Annotated in this window: 19 protein-coding genes, 1 pseudogene and 1 riboswitch; of the genes and pseudogenes, 18 read left to right on the top strand and 2 right to left on the bottom strand. The window is 39.0% G+C overall.

Annotated features, from left to right (window positions below):
- Positions 1-98: 98 nt before the first annotated feature.
- The gene (locus tag ACE1TG_RS11685) at positions 99-1,655 is read right to left on the bottom strand and encodes a hypothetical protein (RefSeq protein WP_375052566.1); all 1,557 of its coding nucleotides are present in this window, start codon (positions 1,653-1,655) and stop codon (positions 99-101) included.
- 268 nt (positions 1,656-1,923) lie between these two features.
- Between ACE1TG_RS11685 and ACE1TG_RS11680 the strand changes: the two genes are divergently transcribed.
- The 16 genes from ACE1TG_RS11680 (at position 1,924) to ACE1TG_RS11605 (ending at position 19,409) form a co-directional block, all read left to right on the top strand.
- Complete coding sequence (locus tag ACE1TG_RS11680) at positions 1,924-5,157, top strand: AfsR/SARP family transcriptional regulator (protein ID WP_375052565.1); 3,234 nt, start codon at positions 1,924-1,926, stop codon at positions 5,155-5,157.
- Between the two features lie 199 nt (positions 5,158-5,356).
- Positions 5,357-5,734 (top strand): TetR/AcrR family transcriptional regulator, encoded by a 378-nt coding sequence (locus ACE1TG_RS11675; protein ID WP_375052564.1) that lies wholly within the window; start codon positions 5,357-5,359, stop codon positions 5,732-5,734.
- 48 nt (positions 5,735-5,782) lie between these two features.
- On the top strand, positions 5,783-5,962 hold the full coding sequence (locus ACE1TG_RS11670; protein WP_375052563.1) for a hypothetical protein: 180 nt from the start codon (positions 5,783-5,785) through the stop codon (positions 5,960-5,962).
- A 2-nt stretch (positions 5,963-5,964) separates the two neighbouring features.
- On the top strand, positions 5,965-7,479 hold the full coding sequence (gene menE, locus ACE1TG_RS11665; protein ID WP_375052562.1) for an o-succinylbenzoate--CoA ligase: 1,515 nt from the start codon (positions 5,965-5,967) through the stop codon (positions 7,477-7,479).
- Complete coding sequence (locus ACE1TG_RS11660) at positions 7,469-7,885, top strand: MaoC family dehydratase (protein WP_375052561.1); 417 nt, start codon at positions 7,469-7,471, stop codon at positions 7,883-7,885. The genes menE and ACE1TG_RS11660 overlap by 11 nt, the downstream gene beginning before the upstream one ends.
- Entirely contained in the window at positions 7,879-8,883 is a 1,005-nt protein-coding gene (locus ACE1TG_RS11655; RefSeq protein WP_375052560.1) for a 3-oxoacyl-ACP synthase, read from the top strand. Before ACE1TG_RS11660 ends, ACE1TG_RS11655 begins: the two co-directional genes overlap by 7 nt.
- A 77-nt stretch (positions 8,884-8,960) precedes the next feature.
- Positions 8,961-10,208 carry a substrate-binding domain-containing protein gene (locus ACE1TG_RS11650; protein ID WP_375052559.1) on the top strand — a complete coding sequence of 416 codons (1,248 nt, stop codon included), beginning with the start codon at positions 8,961-8,963 and terminating at the stop codon, positions 10,206-10,208.
- A gap of 78 nt (positions 10,209-10,286) precedes the next feature.
- Positions 10,287-11,054, top strand: a complete 768-nt coding sequence (locus ACE1TG_RS11645; protein ID WP_375052558.1) for an ABC transporter ATP-binding protein — start codon at positions 10,287-10,289, stop codon at positions 11,052-11,054.
- Entirely contained in the window at positions 11,038-11,745 is a 708-nt protein-coding gene (locus ACE1TG_RS11640) for an ABC transporter ATP-binding protein (RefSeq protein ID WP_375052557.1), read from the top strand. Before ACE1TG_RS11645 ends, ACE1TG_RS11640 begins: the two co-directional genes overlap by 17 nt.
- A 12-nt stretch (positions 11,746-11,757) precedes the next feature.
- Positions 11,758-12,618 carry a branched-chain amino acid ABC transporter permease gene (locus ACE1TG_RS11635; protein WP_375052556.1) on the top strand — a complete coding sequence of 287 codons (861 nt, stop codon included), beginning with the start codon at positions 11,758-11,760 and terminating at the stop codon, positions 12,616-12,618.
- Between the two features lie 9 nt (positions 12,619-12,627).
- Positions 12,628-13,608, top strand: coding sequence for a branched-chain amino acid ABC transporter permease (locus tag ACE1TG_RS11630; protein ID WP_375052555.1), 981 nt, complete (start codon positions 12,628-12,630; stop codon positions 13,606-13,608).
- A gap of 10 nt (positions 13,609-13,618) precedes the next feature.
- The gene (locus tag ACE1TG_RS11625; RefSeq protein WP_375052554.1) at positions 13,619-14,629 is read left to right on the top strand and encodes a 3-oxoacyl-ACP synthase; all 1,011 of its coding nucleotides are present in this window, start codon (positions 13,619-13,621) and stop codon (positions 14,627-14,629) included.
- A gap of 14 nt (positions 14,630-14,643) precedes the next feature.
- Positions 14,644-15,552 (top strand): intracellular short-chain-length polyhydroxyalkanoate depolymerase, encoded by a 909-nt coding sequence (gene phaZ / locus ACE1TG_RS11620; protein ID WP_375052553.1) that lies wholly within the window; start codon positions 14,644-14,646, stop codon positions 15,550-15,552.
- 15 nt (positions 15,553-15,567) lie between these two features.
- Entirely contained in the window at positions 15,568-16,311 is a 744-nt protein-coding gene (gene fabG, locus ACE1TG_RS11615; protein ID WP_375052552.1) for a 3-oxoacyl-ACP reductase FabG, read from the top strand.
- A 632-nt stretch (positions 16,312-16,943) separates the two neighbouring features.
- The gene (locus ACE1TG_RS11610) at positions 16,944-18,431 is read left to right on the top strand and encodes a class I adenylate-forming enzyme family protein (RefSeq protein WP_375052551.1); all 1,488 of its coding nucleotides are present in this window, start codon (positions 16,944-16,946) and stop codon (positions 18,429-18,431) included.
- Positions 18,432-18,698: 267 nt separating this feature from the next.
- Positions 18,699-19,409, top strand: coding sequence for an MOSC domain-containing protein (locus ACE1TG_RS11605; RefSeq protein ID WP_375052550.1), 711 nt, complete (start codon positions 18,699-18,701; stop codon positions 19,407-19,409).
- Here ACE1TG_RS11605 and ACE1TG_RS11600 read toward each other — a convergent pair.
- Complete coding sequence (locus ACE1TG_RS11600; RefSeq protein WP_375052549.1) at positions 19,406-19,840, bottom strand: Hsp20/alpha crystallin family protein; 435 nt, start codon at positions 19,838-19,840, stop codon at positions 19,406-19,408. The genes ACE1TG_RS11605 and ACE1TG_RS11600 overlap by 4 nt on opposite strands.
- A gap of 119 nt (positions 19,841-19,959) precedes the next feature.
- Here ACE1TG_RS11600 and ACE1TG_RS11595 point away from each other — a divergent pair, with 119 nt between their 5' ends.
- Both ACE1TG_RS11595 and ACE1TG_RS11590 read left to right on the top strand, forming a co-directional pair.
- On the top strand, positions 19,960-20,583 hold the full coding sequence (locus tag ACE1TG_RS11595) for a DUF2179 domain-containing protein (RefSeq protein WP_375052616.1): 624 nt from the start codon (positions 19,960-19,962) through the stop codon (positions 20,581-20,583).
- Positions 20,584-20,849: 266 nt separating this feature from the next.
- A pseudogene (locus ACE1TG_RS11590) lies at positions 20,850-21,754 on the top strand (SDR family oxidoreductase).
- A gap of 95 nt (positions 21,755-21,849) precedes the next feature.
- Positions 21,850-21,949, top strand: a riboswitch (purine riboswitch).
- Positions 21,950-21,960 lie beyond the last annotated feature (11 nt).

The raw sequence follows: 21,960 nt of genomic DNA, 5'->3' as shown, positions 1-21,960 counted from the left end.
ACTAGTTCACAATTTATTGAAAACGAACGTTCAAAACATCCTATTTGTTGTTACTCGTCTTTAAAGTTGAACGTATAAGTATGTCCCAGCCTCATACTTTAAATAAAATATGGTCCGAAAAATGACAGCAGCATTAAAATGTGGGCTCCGACAAAACAGGAAATTCTAGCCGACGCTTTCCAGTCCCTAGTTTTCTTTGTTGATTGTGCTGCAACGTATGCAATTACAGCTGATAGCAGAATAAATACATACGAGCTGCCATTAAACGACAGGTAATCAGGTGTATTTGCAAAGATGGACTGAACAAAAATATAGTCCTTAAAAATGAATACCGCTAACATGTAAATACCTATCCCTGTGTAAAACACCCATGGCGGATCTTCGTCCAACTTTTTACTTTTTGACATCTGCATGATGACTATGAACACTACGGGCCAAATAAACCAGATACTTGATATAGATATCGTGATTAATGTCATAGACATCATACCTAGCGTTTTGCCAAGGCCCCTGATCCAGTCATCTATTGTTAGCATAGGTGCTTTATCAATTATTGCAGGTTTGCTGGAGGAAACGTTAATTTTAGCGGATTCCCCTTCCAGGTCAAGCCATATAACTGTTGATTCATCCAGCCATCGTGGATTCGTTGATACATCAGGAGTATTACTTTTCCGAGAGACTTCCAAGTGCCCGTTGTCTGACATAGAGGCAGAATATATATTAAATGCAGTATTGTCATTATATTTTGTTTGAGTGTACCCGTTTCCGCTAAATAGGAAATGAGGGTTACCATCTCGATAAGAGACATTGATATTAGATACTTCGCTAAGATAACCACTCCCTGCAGGATCCCTGAAAACCAGTTGCTCTAGTGGTTTCTTTTCGTTGCTGCCTAAAGTCACTTGTTTAAAGTATGTGTAAAATTGTGGTGGTCCATTGGATTGTTTTTGCCGTGTTTCAAATGTGTAGGTTAGCTCCTGGCCATTAAGAGCAAAATCAATATTGCTGATTGTTTGTCCAAAAGTAATCGTGAATTTCTCCTGATGGACCTGTTCAGCTCTATTGGCATTAACCTTATAAATGTTAATCTCAACATCATTATTAAGGGAAGTTTCGGTCATGAAGTATAACCCCTGTTTTCCCTCATACGGGATGATTTCATCTGTACCATCTTTTAAATCCACCAGTTTATTTGATGTCTTATCAGCTTGGCTAAGCTGATATAAAGAATTATTTTTTATGTAAAGAATAGTTTCCTTTAATGGGTAGAATCGCCTGGCATCGGAAACGATTATATTGCCTTCTTGGTCATAAATATGCTTGTAATCATGGTAAATCAGATTATTTCCCTTGAAAGACACTTGTGTCCATTTATCAAACGGAATATCATACGAATTTTTATTAATCAGTTCAAAATTACTATCTAATGTCTTAGTCAAAAGCTGTCCCTCTTCATAAGTCTGAATGGTAAGTTTTTCTTCATTCGTCTTTTGAAAGGGAATCCCATTGGTTACCGTTGTTGTCCCAATTTGTAAAGCCCTGCTCCAGTTTTCATCGGGAGGCTCTGATGCATTTGTAATATTTTGATAAAAAACACTTAAAGTACCAATTGCAATAATGATGGATGGTATAACCCAAAATAGATGTTTTCTCATTATGATCCCCTTGTCTCTGTCTGTGTCGGTATGACTTTTTAATTATACTTTTGTTTTCTTTGGCAAGTAAAAAAGGATTTATGCTTCCTTACTGCATAAGCGCAACTAAGGCTTATCCACATTAAGTCTTGAAAATACGTCAATTTTTCTAAAATTATTACATAAGTAAAATATATCACATATAGGGAGGCTAAATAAATTATTTTGAATTTTAAATCATATGTTAAAATAAAGGAGATAGAAATTTTGAAAGAAGGGTATGGAAAGTATGGGGAAAATACCAATCATACATAGCCAGCTTAGTCCACCTCCGATAAAAGACAGGTTTGTCAGGCGCGCAAAAGTAAATCGAAAGCTGATTAATGCAAATAGGTATCCACTCACATTATTGCATGCGGGAGCAGGGTACGGAAAAAGTACAGCATTGGCTTTATTTGTGCATGACATTAGTCCTAATGCATGCTGGTATTCCATTTCCCAGAACGACGATGATATCCTTCCTTTTATAAATAAACTCATTCATGCGGTTAAGTTAAAATATCCGGCATTTGGCAAGTCAATTTTAAATGAGTTAGAGGACTTGGATAATTATATTAGCGACGAACAAATATGGTCTCTAACCTCATCCTTTATTAATGAGGTTATGGAAATGAGTAAGCAGGTTACATTAATTTTGGACGACTTCCATCATGTGAAAAATTCAAATGAAATTGAGCAATGGATAAAACTGCTTCTTGATCATGTTCCAGAGAATCTCCATATTATATTGTCCAGTCGGAACAAACCGAGATGGGATGTATTACCGAAATTAAAGATCAAGGGTGACCTGCTCGACATTCCACAGGCTGATTTAGTTCTTTCATCTGATGAAATGCATCATGTTCTAGAAGACATCTATCAAGTTAACCTTGTATCAGAAGATTTACAAAAAATTCATCAGCTGACTGAAGGTTGGGCAATCGCATTTAGTATGTTTATCCAGCATATGCAATCAGAATCATCGATAGATGCTATTCTTCAAAATCGCCAGCAATCATTGCAGGATTTATTCGACTATTTGGCATCCGAAGTACTATCAAAGCAATCACTGATTATGCAACAATTTTTATTACAATCGAGCATTATTGATGTTTTATCACCTGATGTTAGTGATCATGTGTTACAGATTAACGGGTCAGAGGAAATTCTGGCAGGATTGGTAGAGCAAAATTTGTTTATTGTAGAGGGTGAGGGGAGTCACTATCGTTATCACGCCTTATTCAAAGCTTTTTTAGAAAACCGCCTGCAAAAAACGTATCCAAGCGAATTCAAAGATTTACATAAACGCGCGGCACAATACTACGAAAAAATATTTCATATGGAAACAGCTTTATACCATTATCGGCAAATACAAGCATTTAATGAGATTGCTAGCATCCTACAAAAACAAGGATCAAAATTGCTTCGAACAGGAAGGCTGCAGCATTTATACGAGGTATTATCCGAGCTTCCGGAGAAGTTTAAAGAAAAGGATCTGATTCTATATTTCTATCAGGGTGAAATAGAGCGTTACCGGTCATCCTATGCGGAAGCTGAGCAGAACTATAAACAAATTCTGGAACGAAGTAAAGAAGATTACTATATTTCCGGCATTGCACTTGAAGGGATGGCACGAATATATCTGGATACCATTCAGCCCGACATTGCAGAACGTTATGTAAATCAGGCAATTCAGATGCGAGAGAAGTCAAATGCAAGCAAAGAAGAGATGGCAAGACTGTATCAGTTGATGGCTGAAAACCTAATAAATGCCGGTCAGGCAATGAAGGCAGAGTCCTGGTTTGATCGTGCAAAAGAATTGAATCTGCCATTGGAAGAAGGAAACCTTCAAGCCCGAATTTACTTACGAACTGGCAGACTTGCAAAAGCCCGAGAGATTCTATATCAACGCAAGCAACACGCAAAAACTACAAAACATTTACCACAGTCTCATCGTGAAACAGATATTCTGCTATCAATTATCGAAGCATTTATGGGTGAAGCCGAATCGAGTAAAAGACTGGCGAGTGATGGTATACAGTTAGGGTTGAATATTCAATCTCCGTTTGTTGAGGCATGTGGATGGATGCGAATGGGCCATGCTGTTCAGTTGTCGGATCACTATGAATCTGATTTGGCAATAAATTGTTATGAGACCGCCTTGGATATCATGGAGAAAATTAACGTATCACGAGGTAAAGCGGAGCCGTATATGGGCTTAGCAATCCTTTATGGAAAAAAGCAACAATACGATCAAGCTATAGAAACAGCAAATAAAGGGTTGCGTGAGACTGAAAAAGTGAAAGATCGCTGGCTTAGCGCAATGATTAAGTTAGGTATGGGAGTTACTGAAATTTATAATCATGATTTAGATAAAGCGTCACAAGTTATGATAGAGGTTCATGGAGAGTTTAAATCATGTGGTGATCGTTATGGGAAGTTAGTCAGCAGATTCTGGAATACATTTATCGCCTTTAAACAGGAAGATGATGAACGGTTTAAACAGGAGATACAACTCTTTCTGAGAGAACTACAAACAGAAGAATATGATTTTTTCCTTAAAAAAAGGACTACCTTTGGTCCGACTGATGTGCAAAATATTGCTCCTATGCTGTTAAAGGCTAAACAACTGGATATCGAGCCGGCGCTTGTATCTAGATTACTTCATGAACTTGGATTTGATGAAACAATTAAAAGTCATCCAGGCTATACGTTAACAATTAAAACGTTTGGTCAATTTAAGGTCTGGTTAGGAAATAAGCAGCTTGAAAGCAGTGATTGGCAGCGTGGAAAAGCGAGGGAGCTGTTTGAGTTATTTATAACGAGCAGGGATAAGCTCATTTCCAAAGAGGAAATCCTTCAAAAACTGTGGCCGGACCAGGATGAGAAGGCTGCAAATAAAACATTTAAAGTTACCCTGAATGCTTTATTAAAAGCATTAGAAACAAAGCGAAAAGCGCGTGAAGAATCCTTTTTTATAAAACGAAAAGGCAGTGCGTACGGTTTGAACCCGGGTTCAGGTTACAAATTAGATAGTAATATATTTGAAGAAGGAGTAATACGCGGAATTGAAGAGAGCGACCCAAAGCATGCCAAGGAAAAATTGGCTAAGGCCTTAGCATTGTATGAAGGCGAGTATTTGGCAGATCTCCGGTTTACGGACTGGTGTTTAACGGAACGTGAGCGACTGCAATTAATTTACCTGCGAGGTTCTGAAAAAATGGCACAAGTAGCAGTTAGACTCCGTGAATTCAACGCATGTATTGACTGGTGTGAAAAGATTTTAGCAATTGATAATACATGGGAAGAGGCTTATCGCCTGTTAATGTATAGCTACTACCAGAACAATAACCGCCCCCAAGCAATCAAATGGTATGACAAATGTGCTTCTATTTTGGAAGAAGAGCTGGGCATCGAACCGATGGAACCAACAAGAGAAATGTACCATATGATTATCGAATCAGAAGAGTTAAAAGCATACTGATAAAACCCCTTGATAACAGCAGAATCAAGGGCGTTTTATTTGCAGCTCGGTAATCTTTTATCGAGTCACGCCCGTACCAACACGACACGTAAGCTAGCAAATTTACGCTGCAATGTAATTCTTCCGAAAAAAAGTTTCCTAAAAACACTTGATAATTTTTAGAAATTTCCGTATAATCAAAAACTGAGAGGTGGTTCATATGTCAATTCCTGAAAATAACCAATTAACAAAGAAGGGGATGATAACTAGACAAAAAATACTCGATACAGCTGAAGAAATTATTGGCGAGCAAGGCTATTTTGAAACATCAATAGTTGAAATCACTTTGCGTGCTGGTGTTGCACAAGGAACTTTCTATAATTATTTTCAAACCAAAAAAGCAATATATGATGAGTTGGTTTATCAGTTAAGTTCGAATCTGCGACATCATATAAAAGGAGCAATGGAAGAAGCATCTGCATTTAAGGAAAAGCAACGGAAAGGTTACTTAGCCTTTTTTGAATGGGTTATCAATCATCGAAATCTTTATAGTATCATTCAGCAATCTGTCCTGGTCGATAAGGATCTTTATCGCTAGTATTACGAAAAGTTGGCAAAGGGCTTTGTTCAATCTATTAATGAAGCCGTGAGTAACGGGGAATGCAAGTCGCTGGATGCTGAAACTGTCAGCTATTGTCTGATGGGGATAGGTCAGTTTATTGGTATGCGCTGGGTATATTGGGAAGATGAAGTCGTTCCCGCACACGTTTTTGATGATGTCATGGAATTAATTTTTAATGGATTAAATGCTAAGGAGGTGAAGTAAGAATGAATAGCATCTCATATTGGATTCATAAACGAGCCGATATAACACCTGATAGGGTAGCGATGGTTGGTATGAAGGAAAAAAGGACCTATTATGATCTTTCGCAAGACATCTATAAAATGGCTTCCATACTTAAACATAAATTGCTGCTAAGTCAAGGTGATCGAGTAGCTATCCTATCACAAAACCGTGAAGAGTATATGGTTACATATTTTGCTATTGCTCATTTGGGGTTAATCGCTGTTCCTTTAAATATTCGTCTTTCCGCACCTGAACTAGCATTTCAAATTAAGGACAGTGGAGCGAAAACAATTATTTATGAGAGTGAAACGGAGGTTTTATACAACGATATAAGGAATCATGTTAATTTTGAAAACGCTTTCTCGTTTGATGAGTCCAACATAAGCAAACTTAACTTATATGAAGAAATTAGTGAAGTCTCTCATCTATCAAGCGATCCCTTTATTATCTGTTATACGTCTGGGACAACGGGTCGTCCTAAAGGAGCAGTTTTAACGCAGGAAAACATGTATTGGAATGCTGTAAATAATCAATTGGCAATAGATATTACATCTGCTGATAAATCTATTATTCTTCTCCCGCTATTTCATATAGGGGGAATAGGATTATTTGCTTTTCCGACTTTACTTGCTGGTGGAACAATTATCATACCTGAAAAGTTCGAACCGGACAGTGCAATACAAACTATAGAGGATTATCAGGTAACGATTGTTATGGGAGTTCCTGCCATACATGATGCGATTAGAAAAAGTAAGGAGTTCAAAACTGCCAATTTTGAATTGGTGCGCTGGTTTTACAGTGGTGGTGCACCATGTCCTGAAGAACTAATAAATGCATACATTGACCATGGCCTTCCTTTTGGGCAAGGCTTTGGCATGACAGAAACAGCACCCACTATATTTATGATATCAAAAGAAGATTATAAAAGAAAAGCAGGATCTATTGGAAAGCCAGTAATGTTTACAGATATATCGATTATTGATGAGGATGGCGATCCTGTACCTGATGGTGAGATAGGAGAGCTTTTGATTAAAGGTCCAAATGTTATGAAGGAATATTGGGATCTTTCTGATGAAACAGCTAAGGCACTTCGTGATGGATGGCTATATTCCGGAGATTTAGTTCGTCGTGATGATGAAGGATTTATATATGTAGCTGGAAGAAAAAAGGATATGATCATTTCCGGTGGTGAAAATATCTATCCATTGGAGATTGAGCAGGTAATAAAGGAGTTAGTTCAAGTGAGTGAGACTGCTGTAATTGGCGTCCAAGATGAAAAATGGGGGGAAGTTCCTATTGCATTCTTGTCTTTCAATCGAAATCACTCGGTAACTTCTGATGAGGTCAAAGCCTATTGTTCTAGTAAATTAGGAAGATATAAAATCCCTAAAAGAATAATTGAATTGAGTGAACTTCCTAAAAATGCTACTGGAAAAATAGATAAGAAGGCGTTACGTACTATTTGGGATAGGGGTGAAATCTTGCATGAATTTTGAAATAGGCCAGTCAGCACATTTCTCCAGAACGGTAACCGAAACAGACTTTATTATGTTTGCTGGACTTAGTGGAGATTATAACCCAATTCATACTGATCAGGAATATGCTGAGAATACATTTTTTGGTGGAAGGATTAGTCATGGTTTACTGACCGCCAGCATGTTATCAAGACTATTAGGTATGCACTTACCAGGTCCGGGCAGCATCTATGTATCCCAATCATTGAACTTTACCAAACCAGTATATATAGGTGACACCATAACTGCTTATGCAGAAGTAGTCAAAATAGACGAAGATTCAAGACTGTTAACCTTACAGACAACTTGTCGAAATCAGAGCGGGAGCACCGTGCTGGATGGTGAAGGGGTCATGAAGCTTCCGAAAAAGGAGCAGGGAAAATGGTAGGTATAAAAGCAACCAGCATATTCACACCAGACATAATAGAGACTGCAGCTGACCTGGCTGTTAAAACAGAAATACCGGAAAATATTATAATTGAAAAATTTGGTCTAGTGGAAAAAAGAGTAGCGTCGTCTAATATGCATGCATCGGATTTAGCGATTGCCGCTGGGAAAAAGGTCCTGGAAAATATAAATCCAGAGTCTATTGATGTCGTTATTTATTTTGGGAGTCCCTTTAAAGATTATCAGGTTTGGACAGCGTCCTCGAGGATTCAGCATGAGTTAGGAGCAATAAATGCCTATTCATTTGAAATGATGAATGTAAGCTCCTGTTTTCCATTAGCACTTAAAGTTGCTAAGGATATGATAAATTCTGATCCTTACATTAATAACATACTGCTTGCCGGTGGCTCCAAAGAGTCGATGATAATCAATCACGATAATCCGCGATCTCGTTTTATGTTTAATTTTGCTGATGGTGGAGCTGCAGCTTTAGTATCAGGGGACGCTGCTGAAAGTGAGATTTTAGGTTCATCAATAATTACAGATGGTTCATTTAGTAAGGACGTCTTAGTTCCTGGTGCAGGGTCTGTACATCCAGTAAGTCAAAAGGTTGTTGATGATAAATCTCATTATATCGACGTTCCAGATCCGTTAAACATGAAACAGCGTCTCGATCCGGTATCGATACCAAATTTTATTAAAGTAATTGAAACAGCATTAGAAAAAAGTGGTGTAAAGCTCGAAGATTTAAAGGTTTTATTGCCGCTTCATACAAAAAGGTCAATGTTTCATGAAATACTGAATAAATTGGGGTTAGACGAGAAACAGGCTGTTTATTTAGACCATTTCGGGCACATGTCAGCGCTGGATCCCTGTTATGGACTACACATTGCTGAGGGGAAAGGATTACTTAAAAAAGGGGATATTGCTGTAGCAGTTTCCGCTGGAACCGGGTATACATGGGCAGCTACGGTAATCCGCTGGCAGGGTGAAAAATAGAGTTGTTACTTCTATGTAACTTCTATTGTTTATGATAACTGCAAGTGAAACAACCATTTAAAAAGGGGGAACAAGTAATGAATGTAAAACGTATAACTGGGTTTTTATTTATCATGCTGCTAATTGCTGTTTTTGTAACTGCATGTGGGGATGAGGATGCGTCTGGTGAAAGTGAAGGTTCATCTAATGGAAGTGATACTGAAGGTGAAGAAACAACTGAAACGGTTAAAATTGGTGTTCTTGCATCTTTAACTGGTGCATTAGAAGCTTATGGAAAGCAAACTAAAAAAGGATTTGAGCTAGGACTTGACTATGCGACTGACGGAACAATGGAAGTCGCAGGTAAAAAAATTGAAGTAGTCTTTGAGGATACTGAAACAGATCCAAAAGTTGCTCGTCAAAAAGCTATCGGTCTATTGGAAGATGAAAATGTAGACTTCCTTGTCGGATCATCCAGTTCTGGTGATACGTTAGCAGTAACACCGCTAGCAGAGGAATATGAAACAATTATGGTTGTTGAACCAGCTGTTGCGGACAGTATTACAGGTTCAGAATATAACGATTACATTTTTAGAACGGGTCGTAATTCATCACAGGATGCTGTCGCAGGTGCAGCAGCAATTGCTGACGAAGGGGTGAAAATTGCAACGCTTGCTCCTTATTCTGCATTTGGACAGGATGGTGTTGCGGCATTTAAAGAAGCAGCAACTGATTTGGGTGCAGAAATAAGCCATGAGGAATATGCAGATCCTGCAGCAACAGACTTCACGGCGAACATCCAAAAAATTATAGAGTCAGATCCAGATTATTTATACGTAATTTGGGCAGGGGCAAATACACCTTGGAATCAGATAGCTGACATGAAAGTACAGGAACAGGGAATTAAGATTTCAACTGGTGTAGCAGATATTGCTACGTTGCCAACAATGAAGCCTTTGGTAGGAATGGCAGGATTTACTGTATACCATCATACATTACCTGATAATGATGTGAATGATTGGCTTGTAAAGGAACATAAAGAGCGCTTTGATGGTGAAGTACCAGATTTATTTACTCCTGGGGGTATGAGTGCTGCAATTTCAATTGTGGAAGCGCTTAAGAATTCAGAAGGAGATACAACTGCAGATAAACTGATAGAAACTATGGAAGGGATGAGTTTTGAAACACCTAAAGGAACAATGACATTCCGTCCAGAAGACCATCAGGCACTACAATCATTATATGCTGTTACATTAGAGGAAAGTGACGAGCATGATTATCCTATTCCAGTTCTGGAAAGAGTGCTTACTCCAGAGGAAACTGCACCACCAATTAAAAACAACTAACTGAACAAACTTGGAACATCCCTGTCGCCTAATGTGGATGGGGATGTTCCGCCATTAAATTACAGGGAGGAATAAACGATGACCGCAATATTGGAAACAAAAGATTTGGCTATAGCATTTGGTGGTCATACAGCTGTTGACCATATTTCTGTACAAATCCCCGAAAAGAAGTTTACCTCCATTATTGGTCCAAATGGTGCGGGGAAAACGACGTTATTTAACCTTCTGAGTGGCCAATTATCTCCAACAAATGGTCAAATCCTTTATAAGGATCAGGATATCACAAAGCTATCAACGACTAAGCGAACCCGTCTTGGAATAGGAAGGTCCTTCCAAATCACAAATGTTTTTCCTAATCTGACGGTGCTTGAAAATGTTCGGTTAGCCGTGCAATCGCAAGCAAAGGTTCGTTATCAAATGCTTGCACACTTCAAGTATTATAAAAAATTTGAAGATAAGGCGATGGAGCTTCTTAGCAGAGTATTCCTGGACACAAAAGCTGGTTTACGTGCTGTTAACCTCGCGCACGGGGAAAAAAGGAAGCTTGAAATGGCGATGCTGCTGGCATTGGATACAGAGGTTCTTTTGCTTGATGAACCGACAGCAGGGATGTCCCTTGAAGAGGTTCCGGCAATTATCGAAGTGATTAAACAGATTAAGGAAGAAGAGAATCGGACAATTGTGCTAATTGAACATAAAATTGACATGATTATGGACTTATCGGATGAAGTACTTGTGTTATTTCATGGAGAACTATTAGCAAAGGGAACACCTGAGGAGATAATTGAGAATGAAACGGTTCAGTCAGCATATCTAGGAGGCATGTACGATGAGCAACTTGCTTGAGCTACAACAGGTTGAAGCATACATACAGCAATATCATATATTACACGACATTTCATTCGAAGTCCCAAAAGGTGAGGTAACCGTTTTGCTTGGCCGAAATGGCGCTGGAAAGACAACTACTTTACGGACAATTATGGGGTTAAATCAGGCTTCTGGTGGTTCCATTATCTATAATGATAAAGAAATTGGAAAGTTAAAGACACATTCAATAGCCCAAAACGGGATTGGCTATGTACCTGAGGATCAGGGGATATTTGATAACCTGACTGTTGGGGAGAATTTGAAAGTTGCTATGAAAAAAGAAGATGAAGAGACAACAACACGTATGGAATGGGTTCTTGGATTATTCCCGGATCTTCAAAAATTCTGGAAAAAACCAGGTGGACAATTAAGTGGAGGACAAAAGCAAATGCTCGCAATCGCAAGAGCATATGTGAATGAAAATGAATTGCTTTTAATTGATGAGCCAAGTAAAGGACTTGCTCCTATTATCGTGGAGAAGGTGATGGAATCTATTCAGCAAATGAAGGAACAAACAACCATTTTGCTGGTGGAACAGAATTTTATGATGGCAAGTAAAATTGGAGATCGTTTTTATATAATTGACGATGGGCAAACAATTCATAATGGCCAGATGGATGAATTAAAAAATGACAAAGCATTGATGAAAAAATATCTGGGTATTGCATAGGGAGGGGAAGGAATGGATTTAATAGTTAGTTTGGCAATTAATGGACTTGCGACCGGTATGCTGATCTTCCTTCTCGCGGCTGGACTTACACTGATTTTTGGTTTAATGGATGTCTTAAACTTTGCACATGGTGGTTTATTTGTTTGGGGTGCATTCAGCGGTGTATGGGTCTACAATCTAACCGGAAGTTTCATGCTTGGCGTTGCTGCTGCTATCGTAACGGGACTTATTTTGGGAGCTATTACGGAGTTTTTAATCATCAGGCCGGTTTACGGTAATCACGTTCAACAGATATTGATTACATTAGGGCTTATGCTCGTGCTTGGTGAATTGATCAAGGTCGTTTTTGGACCAGAACAAAAATCCGCAGTTCCCCCGGAATTTCTTGATGGGAGCTTTATGTTGGGTGATATCATCCTCATAAAATATCGATTATTTATCATTGCAGTCGGAATATTTATCTTTGCGCTTACGACGTTTATTTTAAAGCGGACCCGTATTGGATTAATTGTTCGAGCAGGAGTGATGAATAAAGAAATGGTACAATCACTCGGAATTAATATTCAATTTGTATTTATGGCTGTTTTCATGGTTGGTGCAGCGATGGCGGCTTTGAGTGGAATGCTTATGGCACCATATTCTGGGGTTATATATGCAGAAATGGGTCTTGAATTTGCGATATTAGCATTCATTGTAGTTGTTATAGGTGGAATGGGCAGTTTTAAAGGATCCTTATTTGCAGCAATTTTAGTAGGGTTGACGCAAGCATTTATGGCTTATTATGTTCCAGCACTATCGTTAGCGGTAAATATGCTTTTGATGACAGCAGTACTTATCTTCAGACCAGAAGGATTATTTAAGGTAAAGGGGTGAGACAAACAAATGAATTTACGCCATATTGAAAGAAGTACCTGGATATATATAGCCTTTGCATTGTTATTGTTTATTGTCCCATTCTTATTTACAGGTCGGAGCATGCTATTTATGATTATGCAAGTCTTTATTTTTGGGATTTTTGCAATGAGTTACGATCTGCTTTTAGGCTACACCGGTATTATCTCATTCGGTCATGCAATGTTTTTTGGGATTGGTGCATATTCAGCTGCTATAGTAATGGATTTAAACGATTCTACATTACTTTCCTTAGCCGCTGGGGTTATAGTTGCGATAATCATTGCTGCGATTGTCAGTTTTATAGCCGGTATACTCACGTTACGGCTTAAAAGTCACTTTTATGCCATGCTGACATTGGCACTGGCTGGCCTTTTTCTGGTAGCTGCCGAAAAATGGACCAGTTTGACCGGTGGTGGAGAAGGGTTCACGTTTAGATTGCCAGAATTCCTTCGAGACTCCGGAACGATGTATATGATTTGTCTTATTTCTCTTGTAATTTTCTTTTTTGGACTCAGGCGATTTACAAAATCACCACTAGGAAAAGTCCTGGTTGCGATAAGAGAAAATGAAAATCGTACAGAATCATTAGGATTTCAGGTTCTTCATTATAAAGTCATTGTAAGTGTAATAGCGGGAGTGATTGCAAGTTTTGCCGGTGTATTATATGTATTGTCGCTGCGATTTATTGATACAAGTGTTTTTGCAGTAGACGTTACGCTGGATGCCTTATTAATGACAATAATCGGAGGGGTTGGAACACTGATTGGTCCGCTTATCGGTGCTGGATTGGTAGAATTTGCTCACCATTGGCTGTCGGATTTAGCTGACGTGCATTGGATTTTTGAGCGCTGGATTATCTTATATGGGATAGTTTATATTTTAGCTGTTATTTTCTTCCCATTAGGTATTGCCGGCACAATACAATCCAAGTTTTCTAATCGGTTGAATAAAGGGTTGACCAAAAAATGAGGTGTCGGAAATGGAAACAGTAGGAGTTTTAAGTACAGGGGTATATATTCCTGAAAAGAAGCTTACTTCGATAGAGTTATCTGAGCAGTCTGGACTCCCCATTGAAGTTATTGAAGAAAAAATGGGAATTAGAGAAAAACCTATTCCTGGCAAAGACGATCATACATGCGCAATGGGGATTTTTGCTGCAAAAAATGCATTAGCTAAAGTGAAGCTGGATCCTAAAGAAATTGACGTTGTAATTTACATTGGGGAAGAACATAAAGAATACCCCTTATGGACTGCCGGAATAAAACTGCAGTATGAGATTGGCGCAGTTAATGCTTGGGCATTTGATACGGCATTAAGGTGCGGAACGACAATTATGGCATTAAAGCTGGCTAGAGACATGATGATAGCGGATCCGGATATAAAAACAGTATTGTTAGCTGGCGGATACCGAAATGTCGATTTCATCAACTATCAGAACCCACGTACCCGGTTTATGTTCAATCTTGGAGCTGGTGGCGGTGCCATGATTCTGCAAAAGAATCACGCTGAAAATCAAATCCTTGGAACTCATATGATTACGGATGGTTCATTTTCTGAGGATGTAGTTGTTACAACAGGAGGTACGAAAAATCCAGTTACTAAAGAAACGCTGGATGCAGGGTTGTATCAATTGGATGTACTGGATCCACCGGGGATGAAAAAACGCTTGGAACAAAAATCGATGGATAATTTTATAACATGCATCGAGAGGGCACTGGATAAAAGCGGCTATACGAAAGTGGATATTGACTATGTTGCAATGCTGCACATGAAGCGATCTGCGCATACATACGTATTAGATCAGCTAGGTGTGGATCATGACAAATCTATCTATTTGGAAAACTATGGTCATATTGGTCAGATGGATCAAATTATTTCACTAGAGCTTGCCGAAGAGCGTGATATGCTTAAGAATGGTGATATCGTTGTCTTAGTTTCTGCCGGAATCGGCTATGCTTGGGGAGCCAATGTGATTCGGTGGGGAAAATAAAGGGAGGCTAATCTATGTCTGAAGTTTTGTTGAACAGTGTTTTATTGTCCAATGGTGAAAAAATCGCTTATCGTGAACGGGTAGGTGGAGATAAGAATGTGTTACTCGTTCATGGGAACATGACATCATCCGTTCATTGGGACTTGGTAATTGAAAATATTGCACCAGAATTTAAAGTATATGCTGTTGATTTACGTGGGTTTGGTGAATCATCATATAATCAGCCGATAGATTCGATAATGGATTTCTCGAATGACTTAAAACTTTTTGTTGATGAAATTGGATTGCAGGACTTTTCGCTTGTAGGCTGGTCACTTGGTGGAGCTGTCGCCCAACAGTTTTGTGCTGATTATCCTGGGCATGCTACACATTTATTTTTGCTAGCTTCAGCATCATCAAGAGGATATGCTTACTTTGAAACCGGGGCAGATGGATTCCCAGTCATATCAAATCGTCTGGAAACCTTGGAACAGGTTAAGCAGGATGGCAAAACAAAAGTTGTTCAAAATGCATATGACACCAAGAACTTTGAGTTACTTAAGCAAACGTGGGATATGCTGATTTACCGAAAAGATAAGCCTGATCAAGCAAGATACGAAAAATATTTGGCTGACATGACGACACAGCGAAATCTGGCTGAGATGTACCAAGTGTTAAATATCTTTAATCTAAGTAATGTTCATAATGGGCTTACGGAAGGTCAGGACAAAATTAAGAATATAAGTATCCCGGTAATAATTGCTTGGGGCGATGAAGACCTTGTGGTTACAAAACAAATGACAGATGAGCTTATCGAGGACTATGGAGAAAAAGCAACCTACAAAGAACTAACCGGAAGCGGACACTCACCACTGATTGATGACCTCGATAACCTTTTGGGGATCATGGAGGATTTCTTTTCTAAGCAGACTAAAGCACAGTAGAAAGGACGAAAATAGATGAATAGATTACAAGATAAAGTAGCCATTATTACAGGTGCAGCGAATGGCATCGGTTTACAGGCGGCCCGAACTTTCGCTAATGAGGGGGCACAAGTAGTTATTGCAGACTTTGATGAAACAAGCGGTAAGGAACGAGAAGGAGAACTTCAGTCAGAAGGTATGAAATGTACATTCATTCAAGTAAATGTTGCAGATCGCAGTAGTGTTGATTCAATGGTTGATGAAGTATTATCAACGTATGGAAAGATTGATATCTTAATTAATAATGCTGGAATAACAAGAGATGCGATGCTTTCAAAAATGACACCGGAACAATTCCAGCAGGTCATTGATGTTAACCTGAATGGTGTGTTCCATTGTACACAAGCTGTATTGCCTTCCATGACTGCACAGGGCCAAGGGAAAATAGTTAATACTTCCTCTGTATCAGGCGCCTACGGGAATGTCGGGCAGACAAATTATGCGGCAGCTAAATCCGGAATAATTGGTATGACCAAAACCTGGGCTAAGGAACTTGCAAGAAAAGGAATCAACGTCAATGCAGTTGCCCCTGGGTTTACTGAAACAGGAATGGTTGAAGGTGTTCCGGAGAAAGTTATTGATCAAATGAAAGAACAAATACCAATGGGACGATTAGGTCGACCAGAGGATATCGCTAATGCCTACCTGTTCCTTTCTTCCAATGAAGCTAATTATGTTAATGGTCATGTACTGCATGTTGATGGTGGAATTATGATGTAAATTTAGGAGTGCTCCAGTATTGGGGCACTTTTTTTTATAAGGTAAGACAGTTAAAAAATGCACAAAAGATAGATGAGGCGACGTACTGTGGAAAAATAATTTCAGTCTAGGACACCGCTGCGGAAATACACTACGCGCACCTAGGGCGGCTGATGAGTCTCCTTGCTCCTACGTCGCTTCGTAGTCTCATCTAGGCCTCAGCTCCCACAGGAGTCTACGTGTATTTCCTCCACTGGGACTGGAGTAGGAATCGCTATAGAATAAATGTGTGACAGCACTACACTAGTCCGGGCGAGCGGAGGGCGGTGACTCCTGCGGGAAAAGCAACAGCTGAAGATCCCGCAGGAAGCGGTTTTGGCTTCCGAGGAAGCTGAAGCGTTGCCAGCGGAAAGCATCCGCCCGTAGCGACCCCCGGATGGCGTGACGAGAGGTTTTTAGAGATTATTCTAGCAGTTAATTCGCATTTTATACCTGATACGAATTTGTTCATTGAAGATAAGGCGGTTAGGACTGGAAGGGTTTGCCCGGTTTTTCTAAAGCTGAAGTTCGCATTGACTAGCTGTAACCATCATGTAACTCCAGCCTTCTATACTTAGAATAATATATTCAGAGATGCAAATGGAGGGGTAGCGATGCATTGTGCATTGGATTGGTTTCAAAGTCGGGTAGATTTATTCCCAGAAAAAAAGGCCGTGGTTGATGCAAAAACAAATCAATCCTGGACATATAAACAGCTTAACGAACGAGCAGAGCGGTTAGCGCAATATCTTATCGAAAATGACATTCAAAAGGGCGATAGAATTGCATTGTTAGCCCCTAACCATATCAGTTATTTTGACTTTGTATTCGCCTGCATGAAAATAGGGACTGTTTTTGTACCGCTAAATTGGCGATTATCAAACGATGAATTATCTTATGTGATCCAGGATTGTTCACCAAGCTTAATAGGTGTTGATCCACAATTTCAGGATAATATAGTCCAGACTGATAGTATATTAATAGATATCGATAATAATACCTATATCAATCATCTGCCCACCTCTGGTACTTTATCAAGTGTATACGAACCTGAAGAAAGCGATGCTCTGGCTATGATTTATACTGGGGGAACAACCGGTCAGCCAAAAGGGGCCGTCTTATCACATCGATCAATTTTATGGAATGCAATGAACACGATCATAAGCTGGAATATAACAAACGAAGACATTACATTAACTTGTTTGCCGATGTTTCATACAGGTGGTTTAAACGTATTATCATTGCCACTCATGCTTGTTGGCGGAAAGGTTGTCATAACGCCAGAATTTGAGGCTGCCACAGTAGTCAAGGATCTAATTACATATCAATGCACGATTGTTCTATGTGTACCAACGATGTACCACATGATAATTCGTACGAAAGAATTTCAGCAAGCAAGCTTTCCGGATATGAAAGTTTTCCTTTCTGGCGGTGCACCATGTCCTCACAAAATATATAAGGCTTTTCATAAAAAAGGAATTCCATTCAAGGAAGGTTACGGCTTAACTGAAGCGGGACCGAATAATTTTTATATAGATCCTGAAGATACAGAACGGAAAGTGGGTTCAGTTGGGAAACCTATGCTTTTCAATGATGTAAAGATTATTTCCGAAAATGGGGATAAAGTTGATGGATATGATGTTGGTGAACTTCTAATACGCGGAAATCATTCGTTCGAATATTATTGGAATAAGCAGGAACAAACAGACCAGACGATAATTGATGGCTGGGTGCATACTGGAGATCTGGCAAGACAGGACGAAGAAGGCTATGTGTATATTGTAGGGCGCAAGAAAGATATGATTATTACCGGGGGAGAGAATGTCTATCCTTTGGAAATAGAGCATTGGCTCGAATCTAATGAAACTATAAGTGAAGCTGCTGTATTAGGTTTACCTGACGAAAAGTGGGGAGAAATCGTAGTAGCATTTGTTGTGCCCACTGAAAAGATAACTGAAACAGAATTAAAAGTGTACTGTGAAAATAAATTGACCAAATATAAAGTACCTAAGAAATTCGTGCTGCTGGATGAGCTGCCCAAAACCCACGTAGGGAAAATAAACAAAGCGGAATTAAAAGGCAAAGTAATGGAAATGAATTAGAAAATAACACGGAATCCTGATTAAAGTGGTTTAGTTACGGAGTACAACGCCTAATTGTACCCTTAATTAAACCGCTTTTTCTATGTGAAATTGCAAGAAGAGAAATGTTGATTGATTGCAGGACTGCACCTCACATTACGCAAACGAACATCCTTCCAAATCAACCATACAAACTGAATTACTTAAATCCTGAATTTGGACTCCGTGCTATTTTCATTTTCACTTCATTAAAGATACAATGTAGTAAGAAAGAGGTGACGGGGCGCTATGACTAAACCTTATGTGGATAAGTTATTAATTGGGAAAGTAAAGCGTTTAGGGGATGCTCATGCAGAAAAACGAATGGATAAGCCATGGGAGACTGGCATGTTTAAGAGTGGATCAGATGACAGAATATGGCTTAGAACCACCGGGTTTGCTGAGGATGAGGTAGCGGACAGGAAAAACCATGGTGGCCCAGAAAAAGCTGTGTTTGCTTATCCGAAAGAACATTATTCTTACTGGCAGAAGGATTTAGAATTAGATTCAATTGGAGTTGGTGCAATGGGTGAAAACCTGTCACTAAATAATGCAGATGAATTCACTGTTTGCATAGGTGATACGTATCAATTCGGTGAAAGTATTATTCAGGTTGCGCAACCACGACAGCCCTGTTGGAAGCCTGCACGTCGATTTCGTGTAATGGATTTTGTATTACGTATACAAAGAAGTGGACGGACAGGCTGGTATTTTCGAGTGCTGCAGGAAGGATATGCTGAAGCAGGACTGGAGCTTGAATTAATCGATCGGCCGTATCCTCAGTGGACAATTGCTGCCTGTAACGAAGTCATGCATTTTAACAAAGAAGACTTAAAAGCAGCTGATGAACTTGCTTCATGTGAGTTATTAGCTTATAGTTGGAAAAATACTCTTAATAAGAGGCTGAGAGGTAAGCATTCATCAGTTGAAAAGCGTGTGTTTGGGCCGAATAAAGTCTAATCTTCTTCTACTATTTGGACATTTACTTTATTCCGACCACTTTCATCCGATATAAGTCTATGCAGCTGAATAAATACTAAACCATCTTTATATGTTGCTTTAATTTTATCTCTTCGTACGGGAAATGGTAACGTTAATTCACGTTTAAACACACCTTGAAGTATTTCTTCTTTGACCACAGTACCTCCTGTATAGGAAATGTCTATAGCACCTTTAAGTTCCAGTCTTGCGTAATCTACATAGATATCAACTTTGTTTAAATCGGTTAGACCTGGGATATTAACAATGCATATAAGTTCATGATCATACTGGTAGATGTTAATCTGTGGAATCGTGGGTTTTATAACCCCTTCAAATTCATTCCAGAATTGCTCACCAAAAAAATGATCCATGTTCTTTCGCCAATCAGCCATTTGCTTAAAAGGATCCATTAAGACACCTCGTTTAAAGTTGGATAGAATTACGTAATAATGTATGCATTAGCTAGGCGTTAGGTGAGTATTATGAAAGTAAACGTATTTCTGCACTAAGAGTTCTAGGAGGGTTAATGTTGCTGGAAAATGCATATATCATGGTGGCAATCATTCTTATCATAAATATAGTGTATGTATCGTTATCAACAATTCGCATGATCCTAACACTAAAAGGTCGTCGGTATATAGCTGCATTTGTTAGTATGTTTGAAGTGGTTATTTATGTAGTTGGTCTTGGACTGGTTTTGGATAATTTAAATGAAATACAAAACCTTATTGCGTATGCGCTTGGTTTTGGAATTGGCGTTATTGTCGGTACAAAAATTGAGGAAAAGCTTGCATTAGGCTATATTACGGTTAATGTTATCTCTTCTGATCCGAATATCGAATTCACAAGAAAGCTGCGGGATAAAGGGTATGGCGTGACAAGCTGGTTTGCCTATGGAATGGAAGGCGATCGTCTTGCGATGCAAATTCTGACACCAAGAAAATATGAGCTGATACTATATGAAACAATTAAGACAATAGATCCTAAAGCATTTATTATTTCATATGAACCAAAACAGATTAACGGTGGGTTCTGGGTCAAACAAGTACGAAAAGGCCGGCTGTTTAATCAAAAAAAGAATTATCCAGGTGAAGCAAAACCACAAGAGGACCAGCAGCCTCCAAAGCAAAATGATGAAGAACTAAAAGAATAATAAGCAGATAATAGAACAGGCTGCAGCCTGTTCTATTTATCTTTCTATAACGATAATCGATTCTAGAATGGAAAAAGTGTCATCTTATTATTTATTTTTTAAGACAGTTTCTACTTTCTTACTGCAAAAGTGCAAATAAGCGATAAGAGAAGTTTTCTAAGGAAAGTGCTTTTTAATGCCACTTTTTGTGTCGCTCATTCGATATTAGTTATACAGAAGGGAGATTCAGCGAACATCTACCTCCAGAACAGAATATAGTACATCACATGTTCTATTCAATAGGAGGAGTGCTTTCAATGAACAATCAACAAGATGGAAATACCTTTCCACCTCAACATCAGGAACAACAGCCAGGTATAGAATCACTTATGGTGCCTGAACCGATTATAGAGGACCCGGATTATACTGGTACTAATAAGTTAACGGGAAAGGTTGCCATTATAACTGGTGGAGACAGTGGAATTGGAGCAGCTGCTGCAATAGCTTTTGCAAAGGAAGGCGCAAATATCGTTATTGCATACTACTATCATTATGAGGATGGGATGCCTACAGAACAAAACGGCGGATTGAGCAGCTTGGACAACGGTGTCATTTAATTGTAGGCGACTTACGTGATCAGCAGCATTGCGAGAACGTTGTACAACAGACAATCGACCATTTTGGCAAAATAGATATTTTAGTAAATAACCATGGTGTACAGTTTCCTCAGGATAGTTTACTAGATGTATCAGCGGAACAATGGGATGCTACATTCCAAACAAATATCTATGCATTTTTTTACATGACAAAAGCTTCTCTGCCTTACTTAGGCGGAGGTGATACAATTATTAACACTGCATCTGTAGTAGCCTATGAAGGAAATGAAAAGTTAATCGACTACAGTGCTACAAAAGGTGCAATCGTTGGCTTCACGCGTGCTTTATCACAAAATATTATTAATCAGGGAATTCGGGTGAATGCGGTGGCACCTGGACCGATTTGGACACCGTTAATACCATCAAGCTTTTCGGCTGAGTACATTGCAACGAAATTTGGCACTGATGTACCTATGAAACGAGCTGGTCAACCGTATGAGCTAGCGCCTGCATATGTATATCTTGCTTCTGATGATTCCTCTTATGTTTCTGGTCAGGTTATTCATGTTAATGGCGGAAAAATGGTCAGTTCCTAAGTTAGTTACTAATAAAATCCGAACATTAAATGTAATTATTTTATTATCGTTCGATATTTATTGACATTATCAAGACGGGTTTGATATGCTGAAACCAACAAATAAATACGGTTCCTCATATATTTTTGAGAATATGGCTCAAAAGTTTCTACCAAGCACCATAAATGCTGGACTATGAGGGAGGATGAATCGTTGTATAGCAACGG

The organism is Virgibacillus sp. JSM 102003, assembly GCF_041949995.1.
Taxonomy (GTDB): Bacteria; Bacillota; Bacilli; order Bacillales; family Amphibacillaceae; genus Lentibacillus.
The sequence above is the reverse complement of the archived record's forward strand: the minus strand, read 5'-3'. Positions and strand labels throughout refer to the sequence as shown.